We start from the raw sequence: 17994 nt of genomic DNA on the forward strand, positions 1-17994 counted from the left end.
CCCGGCCAATGCTGGTCACAGTAGCTGCACTACCGTTTGCCAGGCTATGTACGCAATCAATTACAGCTTTTTGTCTGGTGGCATGCATTTTGGGTGTGACAAATGAAACGATATTGGTCAAGATAGCGCGAACATTCATGGTTGTTTGGTCTCGGTGATGTTTGGCGATAGATCTGATCATCGAACGCCATGAATGTTCCTTCCGAGTTCATCTTTTTGTTTTAGCTGATAATTTTGTGGGGATACCTCAGACTCTGACCCTATTGATCCTATTGATCCGTCAGAATCAATGACTCTGACCCTATTGATCCCTGACCCTATTGATCCCCGATCTTTCAATTGTTACTACTGGAGCGTGAAATGTGGCATTTATACGCGGATTGATGATTAGTCTTTTTGTGGTGTGTTTTGCAGTTGACTCTGCTGAGTTGCTGCTGCATTTTGAAAAAGAAACAGACCGTTTATTGGTTGTGGTTGTTAATGACAAAGATGAGCCTTTATCGGTTGATCAGGGCTCATTTCGCATATCATCTTTAGGGCAGCTGCATTTTGAGTTCAAGCAAAATAAAGGAGGGTCGTTTACTCTAGTCGCATTAGTGAACGATCGGTCTGCACCTTCTGTAACAACGCTAGAGTTTGGTGATGCAGCGGGTCGATTTTTTTATTTAAGGCATTTATTAGCTGATTATGGTGTGATTGATCAGGGGAAATATACTGTTACAGCCTTCATGTGTGATAAAAACAACGCGGCCTATGATGATGAGTTACTTAAAAGAGATGGTGAAACATGTTTAATCAGCAATCAAGTTGAGTTTGATAAGTAATTCGCCAAGAACCTTCAATCAATAGCAATCAATAGGGTCCAATCAATAGCAATCAATAGGGTCAGAATCAATAGGGTCAGTGACATTGATTTTTGGACCTTAGCGGGCTAGCTTTTATCAGGTATTTCACGGAGGAAATCTGATGGCCCGCTTGCCCCACAGTTCATCCGCTCAGCGTTTTTTCGGGATCCAGGCCCAGGTCATGCTGGCGTTAACCGGCTCTATTCCGGCGCTGTCGGTGATGCTTACCGCTACTGTTACTTCGCCTTTATCTTCGTTATGCATCGCCGCAATTTGTTGATCAGTTAAGGTTGCCACTGCGGTTAAATCGCCGCTTGAGCGTTTAATATAGTCAATTTGCATTTGTTTTAGCAGCGGTAACTTGTTGTCTGGCAGGTGAATACCCACTAAAAAGCCGGTGGCCGATTCAGCCAGTAAGCCGGTGGCGGCCGCATGCACCGAGCCGATATGATTCTGGGCTTTTTTACGGTTTTTTAATCGCAATACTGAGCGGGCGCCTTTTAATTCCAGCACTTCTACCCCGGCGGTGCCGGCAAATTTAATCACCCGGCCAAATACCGTACTTAAGGCAAAAGCCTGTAATGCAGTAGGCAATTGGTAACACTTGCTGACAATGCGTTGTAGTTTATTGGGTTTGGTTGCCGTTTGCTGTTGCGACTGGGTTGGGCTCATGGTGGTCTGACCTGATGGTTGTTTTGCTTACTATGCCTTTGGCGAACGGCAATTGCAAGCCGCTGCTACTGTCACCAGAGATAGCTAACACCACAGCTCACTCACCGGAGTATCCGGGCTATAGCGATGACTTAGTTGCGCCTGCAATAATTCAGCGCTGGCGATAGCATCCGTTACCGCATGATGGGGCCGGTAAGGCGGTAACTGATAGCGGCTGCGGCTGGCATCCAGCCGGATAGAAACCTGCTGGCGCCGGCACAATTTATCCCACCAGCTAAGTGGCCTGGCACGGTGCAGGCGGGCTTCCAGCTCCAGGGTATCGATTACCGGGAATAAAATACTTTCCCCTAACCTCACTTTTACACTGGCAGCCAGAAAATTGCGTTCAATCTGGCGGTAGTGTACCACTGCTACTTTACCTGCAAGCAATGGTAGCAGGTCCGGCAATACGGTACTGAGATCGGGCGCATTGCTTACTTCAGAATGGGTGATCCGGTGCACAGTAACTGAGTTGTCAGTCAGAGCAAAGCGCGGTTTCAGCAACCACTGGCGGGCATGTGAGCTGAAAATTCGCTGCAGATTAAAAGGTACCAGGCCAATACTGACAATACCGTTGTCTGCTGCACTTAAGCCGGTGGTTTCAAAGTCGATGGCAACCAGCGGCACCCGGCTGATTGGCGTGCTGGCCGCTATCATACCTTTACTGTAAAACTGTTGTAGCAACGGATGTTTAACTATGGCAGCTTGCTGTTGATAGAACTGCTGCCAGTCGGCGCTGGTATTATTCTGTTTAGTATTGTCAGTCTTGTCGGGTCCGAGGTAAAGCATGCTTATCTCAGGCTTTAAAATGAAACTTCAGGAATTTCTGAGCATTGCTCAGCACCTGAAAGGCTTCTTTTAAGTGCTTGCGCTCAAATTCCGACAGTTGCTCGGGCAGCACGTTATTATCGGGCTCCTCGCCGTTGCTAAGCGCCGCCGCCTGATGACGAATACGGGTCATGGCGATAACTTCAAAGGCATCTCTTAAATCTTCGCCGCGGCCTTTAGGCAGTAATTCTGCGGCAATAATTTGCTGCAGGCGGCTGAATGAGTTGCTTTCGGTTGAGCCAATAGCTAACGCATGAATGCGGATTAAATCGACAAAGGGCGCGGTGCCGCGGCGCTTTATATTTAAAATATTGTTTTGCTTGCCGTCCTGTTCCATGACAAAGTCTTTAAAAAAGCCCAGCGGCGGGGTGCGGCTTAGGGCGTTGCGGGTCATGCTGGCTAAAAACAGCGGGTGTTTTTGGGCCAGGTTGCTGACCAGTTGCTGCAATTGCTCAGCCCACTGGATCTGACCCCATACGCCATCCAGATCAAAAAAAATGGAGCTGTGTAATAAACGTTCAGCTGAGGGTTGGCTTATCCAGTTCTGAAAATATTGCTGCCATACCTGCAATGGCTGACGCCACTGCGGGTTAGTTGCCATTATCTTGCCGGTGCAATAGGTATAACCGCAGGCGGCTAAGCCGTCAGAGACAAAGTTGGCCAGTTGTTTAAAATAATCGTCGTGCAGCTTGGGGTCAAAGCGGTTGTCCAGGATCAGGGCATTGTCCTGATCGGTCAGCACAAGCTGCTCGTCACGGGCCATCGAGCCCAGTGCCAGAAAACAATAGGGTACCGGTGGTGGCCCCAACTCGGCTTCAGCTAACTCCAGTAGCCGTTGTTTAAAGCTGCGGCCAATGGCTGCCATCGCGCTGCCAATCATTTGTGAGTTGGCATCTTCGTTTACCATTCGTACGAAGCAGGCATGCACATCCGGCACCAGTGCCTGCAGTTCATCGACGGTTTGCTGGCGGAAAATACGGCTAACCACATACAGGCTGCTTTGTGATTCGAAACGGATAATATCGGAAATGGCGATTACGCCGACCGCTTGCTGTCGTTTTAACACCGGTAAATGATGCAGATTATGGCGTAGCATCAGCATCATGGCTTCAAAAATATACTGTTGCTGTTCAATCGTCACCGGGTTGGCCGACATGATATCGGTGACCGGAATTTCTGACTTTAACCCGGGTGCCACTAACCGGCTGCGGATATCTTTATCAGTAATAATGCCGGCCAGGTGCTGCTCCGTATCTAAAATAAGTAAGGAAGAGACATGTTGTTCGGTCATCAGCTGTGCCGCCTGCCAGACACTGGCATCACTGCCGATGGTAACCGGTTCCCGGCTTAGCAGGGTGCTTACGGTAGCGCCGAGTAAATCAGCCCGTGCCTGGCTGCCAGCCTTACTGGTTTTACGCCGTTCACTGTCGCCAACCTGGACATAGTCTGCAAAAAACTCATTTTCATCAAACAGCTGCTGAAATGTTTCATCCGGAATAAAGTAAATCAGGGTATCTTCCAGTGCCGTTGCCGGAAAGCGCACTTTGGCACCCCGTAATAAACCTTGCTCACCAAAAAAGCCGCCTTCGCTCATCCGGTTGTATAAATCACCATTGCGCCGGTAGGTTTCAACCGCGCCACTGCGGATCAGATGCAAAGCATGCAGTGGCTCGTTAAAGCGCAGGATTTCGCTGCCTGCTTTGAAATAGCCGATATCAATACTAAGCGCCACTTGTTTTAGCTGCTCAGCAGGTAGCTCCTGAAACGGCGGGTGCCGCTTCAGAAACTCCAGGATTTCAATCTGCTCAATTTCCATGGCTGCTGAACCTAGTTGCCACGGGGTTCAGACATCAGCCCTTTTACTACTGCCATACAGGAGGCCAGCAGCACTATGGTAAACGGGAAGCCGGTAGAGACTGCCATCGCCTGCAATGCGACCAGGCCACCACCCAGAATAAGGGCTATCGCAACCAGGCCTTCAAAGGTACACCAGAACACCCGCTGCGGCGTGGGCGCATTAACCTTGCCACCGGCGGCAATGGTATCGATAACCAGCGAGCCGGAATCTGATGAGGTAACAAAGAATATCACCACCAGAATAATGGCGAGAAAGGAAGTAATACCCGCTAGTGGCAGAGCATCCAGCATGCTGAATAGCTGCAACGGCAGGGCGGCCTCAACTGCTGCCATGTAACTGTCTTGCACTACCTGGCTTATAGCGGTACCACCGAAAACGGTCATCCACAGTACGCAAGCCAGCGACGGAATAAGCAATACAGAAATTAAAAATTCACGTACTGTGCGGCCACGCGATACCCGGGCGATAAACATACCAACAAAGGGTGACCAGCTAATCCACCAGGCCCAGTAAAAGGCAGTCCAGCCCTGAGAGTAGTTTGCATCTTCCCGGCCAATTGGGTTAGCCAGTGCCGGTAAATGCTGCAAATACGCACCTAAGTTGGAAAAAAAACCGGTTAAAATGGCCAGAGTAGGGCCGACGATAATGACAAACAGCAACAGTAACGCTGCCAGGGTCATATTTATTTCTGATAAACGCTTAACGCCTGCTTCCAAACCAGCCAGCACAGAAACCAGCGCTATCATGGTAATGCCAATAACCAGTAGGATCTGGGTCGTCACGCCTTCCGGCCAGTTAAACAGGTAGTTTAAACCGGCACTAGCCTGCGATGCACCCAGGCCAAGCGAGGTGGCCAGGCCAAACAAGGTGGCAAAAACCGCCAGAATATCAATAATATGCCCCGGCCAGCCCCAGACCCGTTCACCTAAAAGTGGATAAAACACTGAGCGGATCGTCAGCGGTAAGCCTTTATTAAATGAAAACAATGCTAAACCCAGCGCTAAAATGGCATAAATCGCCCAGGGGGGCAGCGCCCAGTGGTAGATAGTAGCTGCCATGCCTAGTCGTTCGGCTGCTAATGCATCACCGGCGGCACCGGCTAATGGTGCCCAATCTGTCCGGACACCGTCTACCACAGTGGTACCGGCATAGGCGCTGTTAAAGTGAGACAATGGCTCTGATACGCCATAAAACATCAGGCCTATGCCCATACCGGCGGCAAATAACATCGAAAACCAGCCAATGTAACTAAAGTCTGGGGTGGCTTCAGTGCCGCCGAGGCGCACCTTGCCCAGCGGGGAGACAATTAACACCAGACAGAGCAGTACGAAAATATTGGCGGCGCTGATAAAGAACCAGTCAAGGTTACTGGTAAGCCAGCCGCGCATATCGCTGAAAACCGTTGCCGCCTGGCTATGAAATATTAAAGTAAGAAGCACAAAAACGATGATAGACAAGCCGGAAATCAGAAATACCCGGTTATGAATATCCAGACCAAAAGGGCCGACTTTAACAACGATGTTGTCCTGGCCAACCTGATAATCGGTATCTATCGGATTAACTTTGCCATCCGGGATCATCGGATCCTTTTCAGTTGTCATTAGTATATCCTTGTTGTGATTTTAGAAATAATAACCAATGTTGATATTGAATCGACGTTCGGTTTCACTGCTGTCGCCACTGGCACTGCCACCGACAAAAGGTTGGTTTTTAGCATGCACTAAATCGAAATAGGTAAAGAAACCACCGGCTGCTACCGATACGCCGGTAACATTCATCATGGTATCGCGACTGCCATCAGATTTGTCGTAGACCAAACCATAGTTGTTATAAAACTGCAGGCCGCTAACCGGGCCCCACTCTACTGGCAGGCTGTAGGCCAGGTTTACCGTGGCTGAGTTGGCTTCGGCAGCAATAGAGTCGTAAAAGGCGTAGGCACCAACGGCCATCCGGTCTGCGCCATTGTCAACATCGTACTGATACCTGGTGTACTGTAACTGCAGGTTCCAGTTGAAGTAGTGGCTATTGCTGTGCACTGCCCAGGCATGGTAATCACCGGCACGGGTCTGGCCGTTATGCAGCCCGCCCGCTAACGCCGATACACCCAGCTCGGTTTTCAACTCGCCCTGGCTGACATGGTAACCAAAACGACCACTCAGAGTATTGTATTCACCTAAAGGCTGCGCCGGGTCATCATAAATCCCGTCACCAGGTAAGCGGGTACCGACGATATCATAAGAATAGCGGTCAGCCCGGCTGCCGACATAACCATCTACTCCGCCCAGCTCATCGTTTTTGAAAACCCTAAATCTAGCTGCCAGTTATCACTCAGTTGGCGTTTAAATAAAATACCCAGATCAAAGTCATCTTCCAGCCCGATATAATAATTAGTACTGAAAAACCAGTTATGAGAGTTATAAGGCCAGTTGCCAAATGGCACCTGAGTAATACCGGCCTGCACCTGCCAGTCATCAGTAAACTGATAACCGACATAGGCATATTTCACCGCGGTCATATAATCAAAAAAACGAATTTCGGCATTCAGTAACACATCACCGATACTGCCGTTTAAATTAAGCCGGAAAATATCAAACGCAAAATCGCCACCGCGGTTTTTATTACCATCACTGTATGAGGTGTGGCTGTAATTGGTGCGGATGGCGCCGCCCAGTTTAATACCGTCTTCGCTTGCTGCTGCCGACTGTTCAGCCGACTCATTGGCCGCTAACTCAAGCTGCTGGCTGTTTAGCTCAGCCTGAGTTTCTTCTTGCTCTGCCAAGCGGGCTTCCAGCGCGGCAATCTGCGCTTTTAGCTGGCTGAGCTGTTGTTTTATGTCGTCTGTGTCGGCAGGTGTAGCGGCGAAGGCTGCTGGCGTAACTAAATATCCAGCAGCAGCGATCAGGGCGATTCTGCAGTGGGTTTTCATAAGCGGGCCTTATTATTAGCGGAAAAACAGGTAACGCAGTCGGTATAAGGATAGTCTAAATAGCCGGTTATACCAAACCGGAATTCGAGATTGACGAATCGGACACCGCTTCGATAACAATGATTTAGCTTAGCAACAGGCTTAAATTAAAAGATATTGGCCGACAAATAGCGGTCACCGCGGTCGCAGATAATCGCCACTATAACCGCGTTGTCGTATTGCTCAGCCAGTGTAATTGCAGCATGCACCGAACCGCCGGAGCTGACGCCGGCAAAGATTCCTTCTTCTTTAGCTAAGCGGCGCATGGCGATGAGTGCATCGTCCTGGCTTATATCGATAATTTGGTCAACCCGGCTTTTTTCAAAAAAGCCCGGCAGGTAAGCTTCAGGCCAGCGCCGGATCCCAGGAATGCTGGCGCCCTCGGCCGGTTGCAGGCCAATAATCTGAATAGCCGGGTTCTGCTGTTTTAAGTAGCGCGACACCCCCATAATGGTGCCGGTGGTGCCCATACTGCTTACAAAATGAGTAATGCGCTGCTGGCTTTGTTGCCAAATTTCCGGCCCGGTACTGGCGTAATGCGCCGCCGGGTTGTCGGGGTTATTAAACTGATCCAGCACTATACCCAAACCATCGGCCTGCATTTGCAGGGCCAAATCGCGGGCACCTTCCATGCCTTGCTCTTTGGTCACTAAAATCAGCTCAGCGCCATAAGCGCGCATCGAGCTTTTACGCTCTTCAGTGGCGTTATCGGGCATAATCAATGTAATGGCGTAGCCTTTAATTGCCGCCGCCATCGCCAGGGCGATACCGGTATTGCCACTGGTGGCTTCAATAATCCGCTCACCGGGTTTTATGGTGCTGCGCAGCTCGGCCTGAACAATCATATTCAGCGCCGGCCGGTCTTTAACCGAGCCCGCCGGGTTATCGCCTTCCAGCTTCAGCAGCACCGTGCTGTTAGTGTGGGCGGCCATCCGCTGCAATTTAACCAGCCGGGTGTTGCCAACAGCATGCTCGATAGTGGGAAATGTCATGGTAAAACCGCCAGCCTTGTTACATCACAGTGGCGCTAAGTTTAACCCAAAGCAGGCCAGCTGTTAATGGCTAAGCCTGAGCAGGTTATCGCAGATAACCGCTGCGGCGATGCCGACATTCAGTGATTCAGCGCCGCCAAAGGCCGGAATGGTGATTTCGCGGCTGATATGCTGGCCAATATCGCTGCTGATGCCATTGGCTTCATTGCCAAGCACAATAAAACCACCCGCTTTACTCAGCTTTAGCTGATGGACATTTTCCCCGTCCAAATAAGCGCCGTACACCGGCATGCTGGCGTGGGCTAATACTTCGGCCAGTGGCAGATAATGTAATTGCACCCGCAGGAATGAGCCTTTGGCGGCTGCTATTACTTTAGGGTTGTAGCAATCGGCAGTGTCGGGCGAGCATAGAATATGCTCAATCCCGTACCAGTCGGCGATGCGGATAATGGTACCGAGGTTGCCCGGGTCGTTAATGTTATCCAGTACCAGGGTCCAGCTGTGCGCTTTTGCGCTAAATAGCGGCCACTGCGGTATTGCAACTACTGCCAGCGCGGCATCATTGCTACTGAAGGTTCCATTTTTTACCAGTTCGTCACTGCTGCATGGCTGCAGCAATGCAGCAGCTTTTACCGCCTGACTATGCTGCTGAATAAAGGCTTCGGTGGCAAATAACGCCGGCACTGTCCAGCCTGAGGCTAACACTTCCAGCACCGCTTTTTCGCCTTCGACAAAAAACAACTGCTCGGTTTTACGGTACTTTTTCAGGTGCAGCGATTTAATCAGCTTGGCCCATTTGATACTTATCATGCTGTTGGCTTTAGTCGGTGAATATTACGGCTATTTTAACCAGACTTTGCTGTGCTGTCTGATTTAATCGGCGATAAATTATTAAGGCAGGCCTTGAGTGTGACGCTGAACGTCTCCAGATATGTAGTAGCAGCATGCAACCATTCGACACGGGTGGGGTCTGTAAAAGCAGTCCCGACTCAGAGTCATCAACAGGAGTAGTCTATGCAAGTTCAAATTAACAGTGACCGTAATATTCAGGCCGACGAGCGATTGGCTGAGTTTGTGCGCGAGACATTACACACTAAATTAAGCCGCTTTGCCGATCACGTAACCCGGATTGAAGTGCATTTAAGTGATGAAAACGGCAGTACCAAACACGAAGGAAACGATAAGCGTTGTCTGCTGGAGGCCCGGCCAGAGGGGATGGAGCCAATAGCAATTACTGAGCATGCCGCGACAGTGGGCCAGGCAGTAACCGGCGCCGCTGATAAACTGCAGCGCAAGTTAAGTTCGGCCGTAGGTAAGCTGCGCGATAAACAGACCCGGGCCGGTAGCCCGGATTTCTCTGAACCCGCGCTGGCTGATGAGCCGCTGGACGAAGTCAGCTAAAGGTTAAGCCGCTGGTTAGTCAGCCGCAGTGTTGTGTTCCAAGCCACACTGCGGCTTTTTCTTTGGCAGCACTTTGTGACCATAATGCAAATCCCATTGTCTGAGTTTAGGTGCCATCAGCCGGAACCATAATGGTGGCAGTAATGCCAGCAACATGGAACCAAGATAACCAGTGGGTAAATCCGGCGCGTCCGGATAAGCTTTTAACTGGTAAAATGGCAGCTGCGCCCGGGCATGGTGGTGTGAATGACGGGTCAGGTTAAAACTGGCCCAGCTGCTAATCCGTTTTGTGCTGTTCCAGCTGTGGTAAGGTTGCACCGGCTGGTTTACAGCCCTTTCAATACCGTAGTGTTCAATATAATTCACCACTTCCAGCACGGCTTTCGCCAGCATGGCACTGGCGCAAAACAGCAGCAAGCCGGCCCAGCCCGCCAGAATAGCGGCCAGAATACAAAGCAGCAACGACATCGCCGCACCCCGTAACATCCGGTTATGCACGCTAAAAAGTGGTTGCTGCCGGCGAGCCAGCCGCTGTTTTTCAATAAGCCAGGCACTGCGGTTGCCGGCAAGGGTAGAGTGCAGAATGTGTCGGTACACGGTGCGCCCTCGTGGCGCGGTAGCCGGATCCCGTGCTGTGCCAACATAACGATGATGGCCATACACATGTTCAATAGCAAAGCTACAGTCAAAGCTGAAGGCCAGTAACCAGCGGCCGGTCAGCATCGCCAGCGGATCAGCGGTGCGGTGGGTCAGCTCATGCGCGGGCACGGTGCCTACCATTGCTATTAACAGGCCGGCGCCGAGCCATACCGGCACAAAGTGCCACCACTGGTTGGTTGCGCGCGCTGCCAGCGCATCATAGCCGGTTAGCTGCTGCACCAGCTGGCCATAGCCAAACAGATCTGTGGTGGCGACACTCCATAAGAAAGCACCAACAATTAATAAGATAAAAAGTAACGAGCTGTACACCAGGCCATGCAGCAACCAGGGCTTTGTGTAGGCAGGCTCTGCCCGGTCATCACCCAGCAACAGATCGCCAAACACCACCAGCAGCAATATTGCCGCCAGCCCCAATGCCATCCAGCTGCCGCCGAGGGTAATGCCAATAATAAAAGGCAGCGTTAGCAGGTGAAACAGACTGAACTTGATATAGTTAAACATGGATTTTGCTCTGCAGTGACTATGCAACAAGCTTAAGCTAACGTTGGGGGTGATGGCAGGGCCACAGCAGCCAGCTTATGGTCATTTGCGGCCAGAATATGCCGCGGTTGAGCACAGTAAGGTACACTGAACACTACCGTTTTGGCTGGCGACACTCAGGAGTAGCCGCTTATTATGTTCAGCAGTAATGTTATAGCCAACAGTAAAATAGCCGGCAATCAGGTTGCTCTGCCCGGCCATTACCTGCGTAACCTGCTTGAGCTGATTCAAAGCCGCGGCGCTGATCCGCAGGCGGTACTGGCGCATGCCGGGCTACCCGTAACTTTGCCAGAGCAGGTCGATGCCACCCTTAGCTGGCAACAATTTCAGGCAGTAGTTACACGCTGTTGTGCACAGACGAAAGAGCCGGCGCTGGGGCTGTATCTGGGGAGTCAGTTAACCATTACCACCCATGGTCTGTTAGGCCTGGCAACGATGAGCAGTGGCAACCTGCAGCAGGCTCTGGCCTTAATCTGCAAATATACCAGCACCCGCAGCCCGCTGCTAACCCTGGCGATGCAGCAACAGCGCCAGCAGGTGTCACTGGTTTTGACCGAGCTGCAGCCTTTGGCAGACATTCGCCAGTTTGTGGTCGACACCTTTGCGGTGGCGTTGCATGCCATTCTGGATTTTGTCTCCGGCCACCAATACCGGTTGCGCCAGGTGCATTTTGCCTATGCCGGGCCGGCATACCGTGCTTTATATCAGGCATTTTTCCCTTGCCCGGTGCTGTTTGCGCAAAAAGACCACAGGTTAATCTTCGATGTTGCCGATCTGGCCATAGTTTCACCGTGGGCCGACAGGCAGGTGCAAAGCCAGCTTACTGCACAATGTGAACAGGAATTGCAGCGCTGGCAGCAGCGTCAGAGTATGGCGGGTTTAATTCGCTTGATGCTGGGGCGCACCAAAGGCAGGATCCCGGGGATTGAGCAGGTTGCAGCGGAATTTGCGTTATCCAGTCGTACGCTGCGCCGACGCTTGCAACAGGAGCAAACCTGTTATCATGAGCTGGTCGCCGCCTGGCGCCGCGATATGGCCTGTCAGTATTTAGGCACGACAAGCCTGCCGGTACAACAAATTGGTTATTTACTGGGATATGCTGATCCAGCTAATTTTGGCCGGGCGTTCCGGCGAGAGCATGGCCTCTCGCCGCAACAATACCGGCAACAGGCTCAGTCAGCTGCTTGCTGAAACCGCAGTTTACCATGCACCCATGTTTGCTCGGTTTGTACCTGCCATAACCGGCTCGGGTCGATATTAAAAATATCCTGATCAATTAAAATAAAGTCGGCCCGGCTACCGGGGGCCAGCGTACCCATCGTTGCTTCCTGAAAAGCCCCATAGGCGGCATCTATGGTAAAGGAGCGCAGCGCCTCAACCAGAGTGAGTCGTTGCTCTGGCAGCCAACCACCCTCCGGTTGATTTTGCTGATCCTGGCGGGTTACTGAGGCATGTAAACCATGAAACGGGTTAGCCAGCTCTACCGGGAAATCAGAACCGCCGACAATAATACTGCCCTGGTCAATAAAACTGCGCCAGGCGTAGGCACCCCGTAAGCGGGCCACCCCCAGGCGGTCGCCTGCCATATTTTTATCCGAGGTGGCATGCACCGCCTGCATTGATGGCAGTACATTTAACGTTTTAAAACGCGGTATGTCGTCAGGTGCCACTATCTGGGCATGCTCTATCCGGTGGCGGCCAGCCAGCCGTTGCTCTGGTGTAGCCAGTTGTTCAAAGCGGTCCAGCACCAGGCGATTAGCGCGGTCACCAATGGCATGGACATTGGCCTGAAAACCGGCGTTAATTGTCAGCTGCATAATCTGAGTCAGCGCATCAGGCTGGGTTACCAGTAAGCCGGTATGGTCTGGCTGATCGCTGTAGTCTGACAGTAAGGCCGCGCCGCGACTGCCCAGGGCGCCGTCACCATAAATTTTCACCGAACGAATACTCAGCCAGTCTGCCGGTTCTTGCCAGATACCACTCGCCAGCCAGTCTGCCAGATCAGCATTGCGTGATGACAACATTGCATATATGCGCAATGGCAACTTACCATCAGTAGCCAGTTGCTGATACAGGGTGGCCAGTTCGCTGCTGATCCCTGCATCGTGCACACTGGTAATACCCAGCGACAGTAACTGCTGAAAGGCAGCGTGTAAGGCGCTGATATTATCTTCGGTGCTGGTTGCTGGCAGTACCCGCGCTATATAGCTACGGGCATTATTCATCAACACACCGGTTGGATTGCCATCGGCATCGCGAATAATCTTGCCACCGGGTGGGTCCAGGGTATCTTTGGTAATGCCAGCCAATGCCAGTGCTTTGCTGTTGGCCCAGCCAGCATGACCGTCAATCCGGGTAAGCCAGACTGGCCGGTCCGGAACCGCTTCATCCAGCAAGGCGGTAGTGGGGAACTGCTTACTGTCCCATAGTACCTGATTCCAGCCCCGGCCTTTAATCCAGGCGGCTTGTGGTTGGCTGCGGGCGAAATCGGCAACCACCTTCACTGCAGCTTCTTCGCTTGGCTGGCCCCTTAAATCAGCCTGGCTCAGCTCTTCACCCAACCCCAGTAAATGCCCATGGCCATCAATTAAGCCGGGTAATACCGTCTTGCCGCCACCATCTATACGGCGGGCATCGACATACTGCGTTTGCAGCGTCTGGTCACCACGGGCCAGCACTTTTCCGCTGGCATCATCAAACGCCAGTGCGCTGAACGGCACCAGTTCACGTTCGGCGTTAAAGCCATAGCCTTTAATATTGTGCAGCAGCACCGTTTCTGCCAGCGCACCGCTGCTTATCAGCAGGCTGACCAGCAACATAAATTTGCAGTGTTTCATCGAAAACCTTTAATGTTGTCAATAAGCTGGCATTTACTATAGCAGCTATAGCCTTGGCGCGATATCGACCGCGGCTGGTGGGTGGTTAGGTGCGACAAAAGCCGGTTGGTTGCAAGATCCGCTTATCGGTTACTGGTAAGCCGTGCCGGATCGAGTAACTCTTGCAGCTGTTCTTTGCTTAAGTCGGTATGCTCCAGCGCTACATCCAGCACTGGCCGTTGTTGCTGGTAGGCCTGCTTGGCGATGATTGCCGCTTTCTCGTAGCCAATTACCGGGTTTAACGCAGTAACTAAAATGGGGTTTTTATCGAGTGACTGCGCAATATTAGCCTGGTTAACCTGAAAGCCACTAATGGCTTTATCGGCCAGCGCAGTGCAACCGTTACTCAGTAACTCAATGCTTTGCAATAAGTTATAGCCAATAACCGGTAGCATCACGTTCAGTTCAAAATTGCCTGACTGGCCCGCTACAGTAATAGTGGTGTCGTTACCAATCACCTGAGCACTTAACATGGCGACAGCTTCAGGGATCACCGGGTTAACTTTACCCGGCATGATAGATGAGCCTGGTTGCAGCGCCGGTAGCTCAATCTCAGCCAGGCCAGAGAGCGGGCCGGAGTTCATCCAGCGTAAATCATTACTTATTTTCAGCAGGGCCACGGCCAGGGTTTTCAGGGCACCTGAGCAGGCTACGGCTAAATCCTGGGAGCCAATATTAAAAAAGAAGTCGTTACTGGCGCTTAAACCCAGACCGGTATCAGTGCTTAGGTGGCGGGCAAAGCAGCTGGCAAACTCCGGGTGCGTATTAACACCGGTGCCCACTGCGGTGCCACCCTGGGCCAGTTGCTGCAGCCGCGGTAATTGCTGTTGTAACAGCTGCTCAGCGTGGGCCAGCTGACTTTGCCAGCCGCCCAGTACCTGCGCAAAGCGCACCGGCATCGCATCCATCAGGTGAGTACGACCGGTTTTAACAATGTTGCCAATTTGCTGGCTTTTCACTACCAGCACTGCCTGCATATGCCGTAGCGCCGGGATAAGCTGATTATGAATAGCCAGAGCGCTGCTTAGCTGAATCGCCGTAGGGATAACATCGTTGCTGCTCTGTCCTGCATTGACATGGTCGTTGGGGTGCACCTGCTGGCCCAATTGCTTAGTGGCAAGGGTGGCAAGCACTTCATTAACATTCATATTGCTGCTGGTGCCAGAGCCGGTCTGAAAAACATCAACCGGATAATGTTCCGGTTCAAAGTGCTTAAGTTGCTGGGTAGCTGCGTCGATAATCGCGCTGGCAATAGCGGGATCAAGTTCACCCAGCTCGCTGTTGGCGGCGGCGGCAGCTTTTTTAATTTGCAGGATTGCCTGAATAAAAGCCCGCGGCAGGGTCAGCGGGCTTAGCTTAAAGTTATCGATGGCGCGCTGAGTCTGGGCCTGATACAGCGCGTTTGCGGGCACTCGTAGTTCACCCATGCTGTCATGTTCAATCCGGGTTGCCATTGCAGGTTCCTTTTCCTTGTCAATGTTAGGGCTGAACCTATAGCATGGGATCCTTTTCGTCGCTTCTCAAGGCTGCCAGGCCAAAGTCAGTACTTTGCGGCCTTGCCCGTTGCTGGCAGTGCATTTAAAATAAACTCTCGCAGGTCGTCATTCGATTTCTTTAAATCTTCCGCCCGTAAGTACATCATATGGCCACTGCGATAGCCTTTGAAGCTCATCCGGTGTTTCATTTTGCCGCTGGGATCCAGCTGCCACATATTGTATTTGGCATCAAAATAGTTGGTGGCACCGTCATAATAGCCCGACTGGGTCAGCACCTGCAGGTAGGGGTTCTGAGCCATGGCCTGGCGCAGGTTTTCGCCGGTATTGTCGTTAGTTCTGTCCCATGGGTGCACCGGGCCAAACATATTATATTTAATGTCGGTTTTATAGTTCAGCTCAGTCCGCAGGTAATGGTTAATCGCCGGCGTGAACGAGTGCAGCCAGGAGGTCAGTTCCGCCCAGTAATCCGGCCGCTCGCCGATATCGTTTTTATCCAGCCCCAGATAGCGTGAGTCGAGCCGGCCGATAGTCTGGCCGCGATCGCGCAGCAGTTCTTTCCAGTAATAACTGGTGCTGATATCCAGGTTACTGCGCAGCACATTTTGTACGCTGATCCCCGAATAACGGCTAACCTGCTCGGCAATCCGCTGTTTTTCCTCAGCGCTTATCATATTGCCCTTGGCCAGCGCCGGCAGGTACTGATTAATGGTGAATGCTTCGACCTCCGGCAGAATGTCGTATAAATCTTTTTGCTGTAAATCAGCAGCCAGCATCTGGTGATACCAGGCGGTAGCGGCAAAGTAAGGTAAACGGTTGGCCGCTTTTACCGGGCCATTGCGCTCAATGCCGATATCGGTGGGCGATACCAGAACCACCCCGTTTAAGTACATCCACTGCTGGTTTTGCAGCGCCAGCGCCAGGCCGGCTACCCGGGTGGTACCATAGCTTTCGCCAATTAAAAACTTCGGTGAAGTCCAGCGCTCGTAACGGCTGACAAAGCTGTTAATCCACTCTGCCAGATAGGTAACATCGGCATTGGTACCAAAAAACATCTTTTGTTGCTGATCTTTGCCAGGAATTTTGCCATCGGCGCCCGGCAGTACCCGCGAATAACCGGTATTCACTGGGTTAACAAACACAATATCTGCTACATCCAGCACCGAGTGCGGATTGCTTTTCACCCCGTATGGTTGAATGGGATAGCCTTCGTCATCAACATTCAGTGACTTTGGGCCGGTATAGGCAACATGCATCCAGACAGACGCAGAGCCCGGGCCGCCATTAAACGAAATCAGTAATGGTCGCTTAGCGGTATCTTTAATATCGGTGCGCTGATAGTAGGTATAGAACAAGGTGGCAGTAGGGTTACCTTCGCTGTCCCATACCGGCTGGGTGCCGGTATGGGCTTTATAATTAACTTTTTTGCCGTTAATTTCTGTGCGGTGTTCAGTGATCACCACCGAGTCGGCTTCAATTTGAATTTGCTCAGCGGCTTGAAGATGCCAGCTGGCGGTGAGCAGGGCGGCAAGCAGGCCGCTGATTTTAATTAAACGCAGCATAAACAACTCTCTTGGTTGGATTAACCCTGTTACTGTACCGACAAAACGCCTTGCTGCGAAGTCGCGATGCGACTGATAGCCGTTTTACAGGATAATCCGGTGCTAAACGGGATGAAAATGCGAATGCTTATTAGTTGTATGGCTATGATTTTAAAAGTAATTTTGCTTAATGCGCCATAATGGCCTAAGCTTATCCGACTGTTTTTGTGAACCGGAGCTATTTTATGCAAGGCAACCCTAAAGTACTTAGTAAACTAAATGAAGTACTTACCTTTGAACTGACCTCGATAAACCAGTATTTTTTGCATGCCCGCATTTATAAAAACTGGGGCTTTAACTGCTTAAATGATGTTTGCTACAAAAAATCGATTAAAGATATGAAGCAGGCCGATGAGCTGATTGAGCGGATTTTAATGCTGGAAGGCTTACCTAATTTACAGGCGCTGGGTAAATTACGGATTGGTGAAGATACCGAGGAAATGCTGCAGTGTGATATGGATTTTCAGTATGAACAGTTACCGTTACTGCGTGAGGCCATTGCCCTGTGTGAGACCGAGCAGGATTATGTCAGCCGCGATATGCTGACTGACTTGCTGGAGTATGAAGAAGAGCACCTCGACTGGCTGGAAACCCAGCAACATCAGATAAGCGTAATGGGGCTGGCGAATTACCTGCAAGCTCAGGTGGGAGGTAAGTAATTATGAAAGGTAATCAACAGGTCATAGCAGCCTTAAACGAATTGTTGGCCAATGAGCTGGCGGCGATGGACCAGTATTTTATTCATTCGCGGATGTATCACGACCAGGGCTTGCATAAGCTGTTTGAGCGGATTGATCACGAGTTCGACGATGAAAAAGGCCATGCCTCTAAACTTATTGAACGGATCCTGTTTTTAGAGGGCACGCCTGATTTAAAGAACCGCGATGCTATTCATGTCGGTAAAGATGTAACAGAAATGCTACAGAACGATTTAAACGTGGAATATAACGTGGCTAAACTGCTGAAAAAAACCATGGCGTTGTGCGAAGCAGAGCAGGATTATGTCAGCCGCGACATGCTGCAGCAGTTGCTGGATGACACCGAGAACGACCATGCTCACTGGCTGGAGCAGCAGTTGCGATTAATTAAGATGTTAGGTTTATCAAACTATCTGCAATCGCAAATGTAGTGCCTCAAGCGCCGTTTTAAACCACAACACCGGCAGCTATTCATGCTACCGGTGTTGTTATTACACTCTCTTACACTCGCTTACACTTTTTCAGC

General features: G+C 51.1%; 17 protein-coding genes and 1 pseudogene. 5 read left to right on the top strand and 13 right to left on the bottom strand.

Annotation, left to right across the window (positions count from 1 at the left end):
- Positions 1–181: pseudogene (locus H141_RS21785) on the bottom strand (hypothetical protein); the annotation flags it as partial.
- A 181-nt stretch (positions 182–362) separates the two neighbouring features.
- On the opposite strand from H141_RS21785, the gene H141_RS0115120 reads away from it, so the two are divergent.
- The gene (locus H141_RS0115120; protein WP_157610959.1) at positions 363–824 is read left to right on the top strand and encodes a hypothetical protein; all 462 of its coding nucleotides are present in this window, start codon (positions 363–365) and stop codon (positions 822–824) included.
- 171 nt (positions 825–995) lie between these two features.
- On the opposite strand, the gene H141_RS0115125 is transcribed toward H141_RS0115120, so the two are convergent.
- The 8 genes from H141_RS0115125 to H141_RS0115155 form a co-directional block, all read right to left on the bottom strand.
- Complete coding sequence (locus H141_RS0115125) at positions 996–1517, bottom strand: DUF4442 domain-containing protein (RefSeq protein ID WP_019677125.1); 522 nt, start codon at positions 1515–1517, stop codon at positions 996–998.
- A gap of 84 nt (positions 1518–1601) precedes the next feature.
- A complete protein-coding gene (locus H141_RS0115130) occupies positions 1602–2345 on the bottom strand; it encodes a 3'-5' exonuclease (RefSeq protein WP_019677126.1) in 744 nt (247 codons plus the stop codon).
- 7 nt (positions 2346–2352) lie between these two features.
- On the bottom strand, positions 2353–4200 hold the full coding sequence (locus tag H141_RS0115135; protein WP_019677127.1) for a DUF294 nucleotidyltransferase-like domain-containing protein: 1848 nt from the start codon (positions 4198–4200) through the stop codon (positions 2353–2355).
- An 11-nt stretch (positions 4201–4211) separates the two neighbouring features.
- Entirely contained in the window at positions 4212–5843 is a 1632-nt protein-coding gene (locus tag H141_RS0115140; RefSeq protein ID WP_019677128.1) for a BCCT family transporter, read from the bottom strand.
- 21 nt (positions 5844–5864) lie between these two features.
- Positions 5865–6362 (bottom strand): hypothetical protein, encoded by a 498-nt coding sequence (locus tag H141_RS21905; protein ID WP_240473133.1) that lies wholly within the window; start codon positions 6360–6362, stop codon positions 5865–5867.
- Positions 6363–6514: 152 nt separating this feature from the next.
- Positions 6515–7168, bottom strand: a complete 654-nt coding sequence (locus H141_RS21910) for a porin (RefSeq protein ID WP_240473134.1) — start codon at positions 7166–7168, stop codon at positions 6515–6517.
- A gap of 146 nt (positions 7169–7314) precedes the next feature.
- A complete protein-coding gene (cysM, locus tag H141_RS0115150; protein WP_019677129.1) occupies positions 7315–8199 on the bottom strand; it encodes a cysteine synthase CysM in 885 nt (294 codons plus the stop codon).
- Between the two features lie 63 nt (positions 8200–8262).
- Positions 8263–9009: an RNA methyltransferase gene (locus tag H141_RS0115155; protein ID WP_019677130.1), complete on the bottom strand. Its 747-nt coding sequence runs from the start codon at positions 9007–9009 to the stop codon at positions 8263–8265.
- Between the two features lie 204 nt (positions 9010–9213).
- Here H141_RS0115155 and H141_RS0115160 point away from each other — a divergent pair, with 204 nt between their 5' ends.
- Positions 9214–9600 carry an HPF/RaiA family ribosome-associated protein gene (locus H141_RS0115160; protein WP_019677131.1) on the top strand — a complete coding sequence of 129 codons (387 nt, stop codon included), beginning with the start codon at positions 9214–9216 and terminating at the stop codon, positions 9598–9600.
- Between the two features lie 15 nt (positions 9601–9615).
- Here H141_RS0115160 and H141_RS0115165 read toward each other — a convergent pair whose 3' ends face one another.
- Entirely contained in the window at positions 9616–10761 is a 1146-nt protein-coding gene (locus H141_RS0115165; RefSeq protein ID WP_019677132.1) for an alkane 1-monooxygenase, read from the bottom strand.
- 174 nt (positions 10762–10935) lie between these two features.
- On the opposite strand from H141_RS0115165, the gene H141_RS0115170 reads away from it, so the two are divergent.
- Positions 10936–11991, top strand: a complete 1056-nt coding sequence (locus tag H141_RS0115170; protein ID WP_019677133.1) for an AraC family transcriptional regulator — start codon at positions 10936–10938, stop codon at positions 11989–11991.
- On the opposite strand, the gene H141_RS0115175 is transcribed toward H141_RS0115170, so the two are convergent.
- From H141_RS0115175 to H141_RS0115185, 3 genes are all read right to left on the bottom strand, one after another.
- The gene (locus tag H141_RS0115175) at positions 11973–13637 is read right to left on the bottom strand and encodes an amidohydrolase (protein WP_019677134.1); all 1665 of its coding nucleotides are present in this window, start codon (positions 13635–13637) and stop codon (positions 11973–11975) included. The two genes, H141_RS0115170 and H141_RS0115175, sit on opposite strands and share 19 nt — an antisense overlap.
- A gap of 122 nt (positions 13638–13759) precedes the next feature.
- The gene (locus H141_RS0115180) at positions 13760–15130 is read right to left on the bottom strand and encodes a class II fumarate hydratase (RefSeq protein ID WP_019677135.1); all 1371 of its coding nucleotides are present in this window, start codon (positions 15128–15130) and stop codon (positions 13760–13762) included.
- Positions 15131–15216: 86 nt separating this feature from the next.
- Positions 15217–16731: a S10 family peptidase gene (locus tag H141_RS0115185; protein ID WP_019677136.1), complete on the bottom strand. Its 1515-nt coding sequence runs from the start codon at positions 16729–16731 to the stop codon at positions 15217–15219.
- Positions 16732–16955: 224 nt separating this feature from the next.
- Between H141_RS0115185 and bfr (H141_RS0115190) the strand changes: the two genes are divergently transcribed.
- Positions 16956–17429, top strand: a complete 474-nt coding sequence (bfr, locus tag H141_RS0115190; protein WP_019677137.1) for a bacterioferritin — start codon at positions 16956–16958, stop codon at positions 17427–17429.
- A 2-nt stretch (positions 17430–17431) separates the two neighbouring features.
- On the top strand, positions 17432–17899 hold the full coding sequence (gene bfr, locus H141_RS0115195) for a bacterioferritin (RefSeq protein WP_019677138.1): 468 nt from the start codon (positions 17432–17434) through the stop codon (positions 17897–17899).
- Positions 17900–17994 lie beyond the last annotated feature (95 nt).

The organism is Arsukibacterium perlucidum DSM 18276, assembly GCF_000382165.1.
Lineage (GTDB): Bacteria > Pseudomonadota > Gammaproteobacteria > Enterobacterales > Alteromonadaceae > Alishewanella > Alishewanella perlucidum.

What these genes read in the sequence shown, in the direction of transcription:
- H141_RS0115125 (WP_019677125.1), bottom strand. Translation starts at nt 1,517, where the DNA reads ATGAGCCCAACCCAGTCGCAACAGCAAACGGCAACCAAACCCAATAAA.
- H141_RS0115130 (WP_019677126.1), bottom strand. Translation starts at nt 2,345, where the DNA reads ATGCTTTACCTCGGACCCGACAAGACTGACAATACTAAACAGAATAAT.
- H141_RS0115135 (WP_019677127.1), bottom strand. Translation starts at nt 4,200, where the DNA reads ATGGAAATTGAGCAGATTGAAATCCTGGAGTTTCTGAAGCGGCACCCG.
- H141_RS0115140 (WP_019677128.1), bottom strand. Translation starts at nt 5,843, where the DNA reads ATGACAACTGAAAAGGATCCGATGATCCCGGATGGCAAAGTTAATCCG.
- H141_RS21910 (WP_240473134.1), bottom strand. Translation starts at nt 7,168, where the DNA reads ATGAAAACCCACTGCAGAATCGCCCTGATCGCTGCTGCTGGATATTTA.
- cysM (WP_019677129.1), bottom strand. Translation starts at nt 8,199, where the DNA reads ATGACATTTCCCACTATCGAGCATGCTGTTGGCAACACCCGGCTGGTT.
- H141_RS0115155 (WP_019677130.1), bottom strand. Translation starts at nt 9,009, where the DNA reads ATGATAAGTATCAAATGGGCCAAGCTGATTAAATCGCTGCACCTGAAA.
- H141_RS0115160 (WP_019677131.1), top strand. Translation starts at nt 9,214, where the DNA reads ATGCAAGTTCAAATTAACAGTGACCGTAATATTCAGGCCGACGAGCGA.
- H141_RS0115165 (WP_019677132.1), bottom strand. Translation starts at nt 10,761, where the DNA reads ATGTTTAACTATATCAAGTTCAGTCTGTTTCACCTGCTAACGCTGCCT.
- H141_RS0115170 (WP_019677133.1), top strand. Translation starts at nt 10,936, where the DNA reads ATGTTCAGCAGTAATGTTATAGCCAACAGTAAAATAGCCGGCAATCAG.
- H141_RS0115175 (WP_019677134.1), bottom strand. Translation starts at nt 13,637, where the DNA reads ATGAAACACTGCAAATTTATGTTGCTGGTCAGCCTGCTGATAAGCAGC.
- H141_RS0115180 (WP_019677135.1), bottom strand. Translation starts at nt 15,130, where the DNA reads ATGGCAACCCGGATTGAACATGACAGCATGGGTGAACTACGAGTGCCC.
- H141_RS0115185 (WP_019677136.1), bottom strand. Translation starts at nt 16,731, where the DNA reads ATGCTGCGTTTAATTAAAATCAGCGGCCTGCTTGCCGCCCTGCTCACC.
- bfr (WP_019677137.1), top strand. Translation starts at nt 16,956, where the DNA reads ATGCAAGGCAACCCTAAAGTACTTAGTAAACTAAATGAAGTACTTACC.
- bfr (WP_019677138.1), top strand. Translation starts at nt 17,432, where the DNA reads ATGAAAGGTAATCAACAGGTCATAGCAGCCTTAAACGAATTGTTGGCC.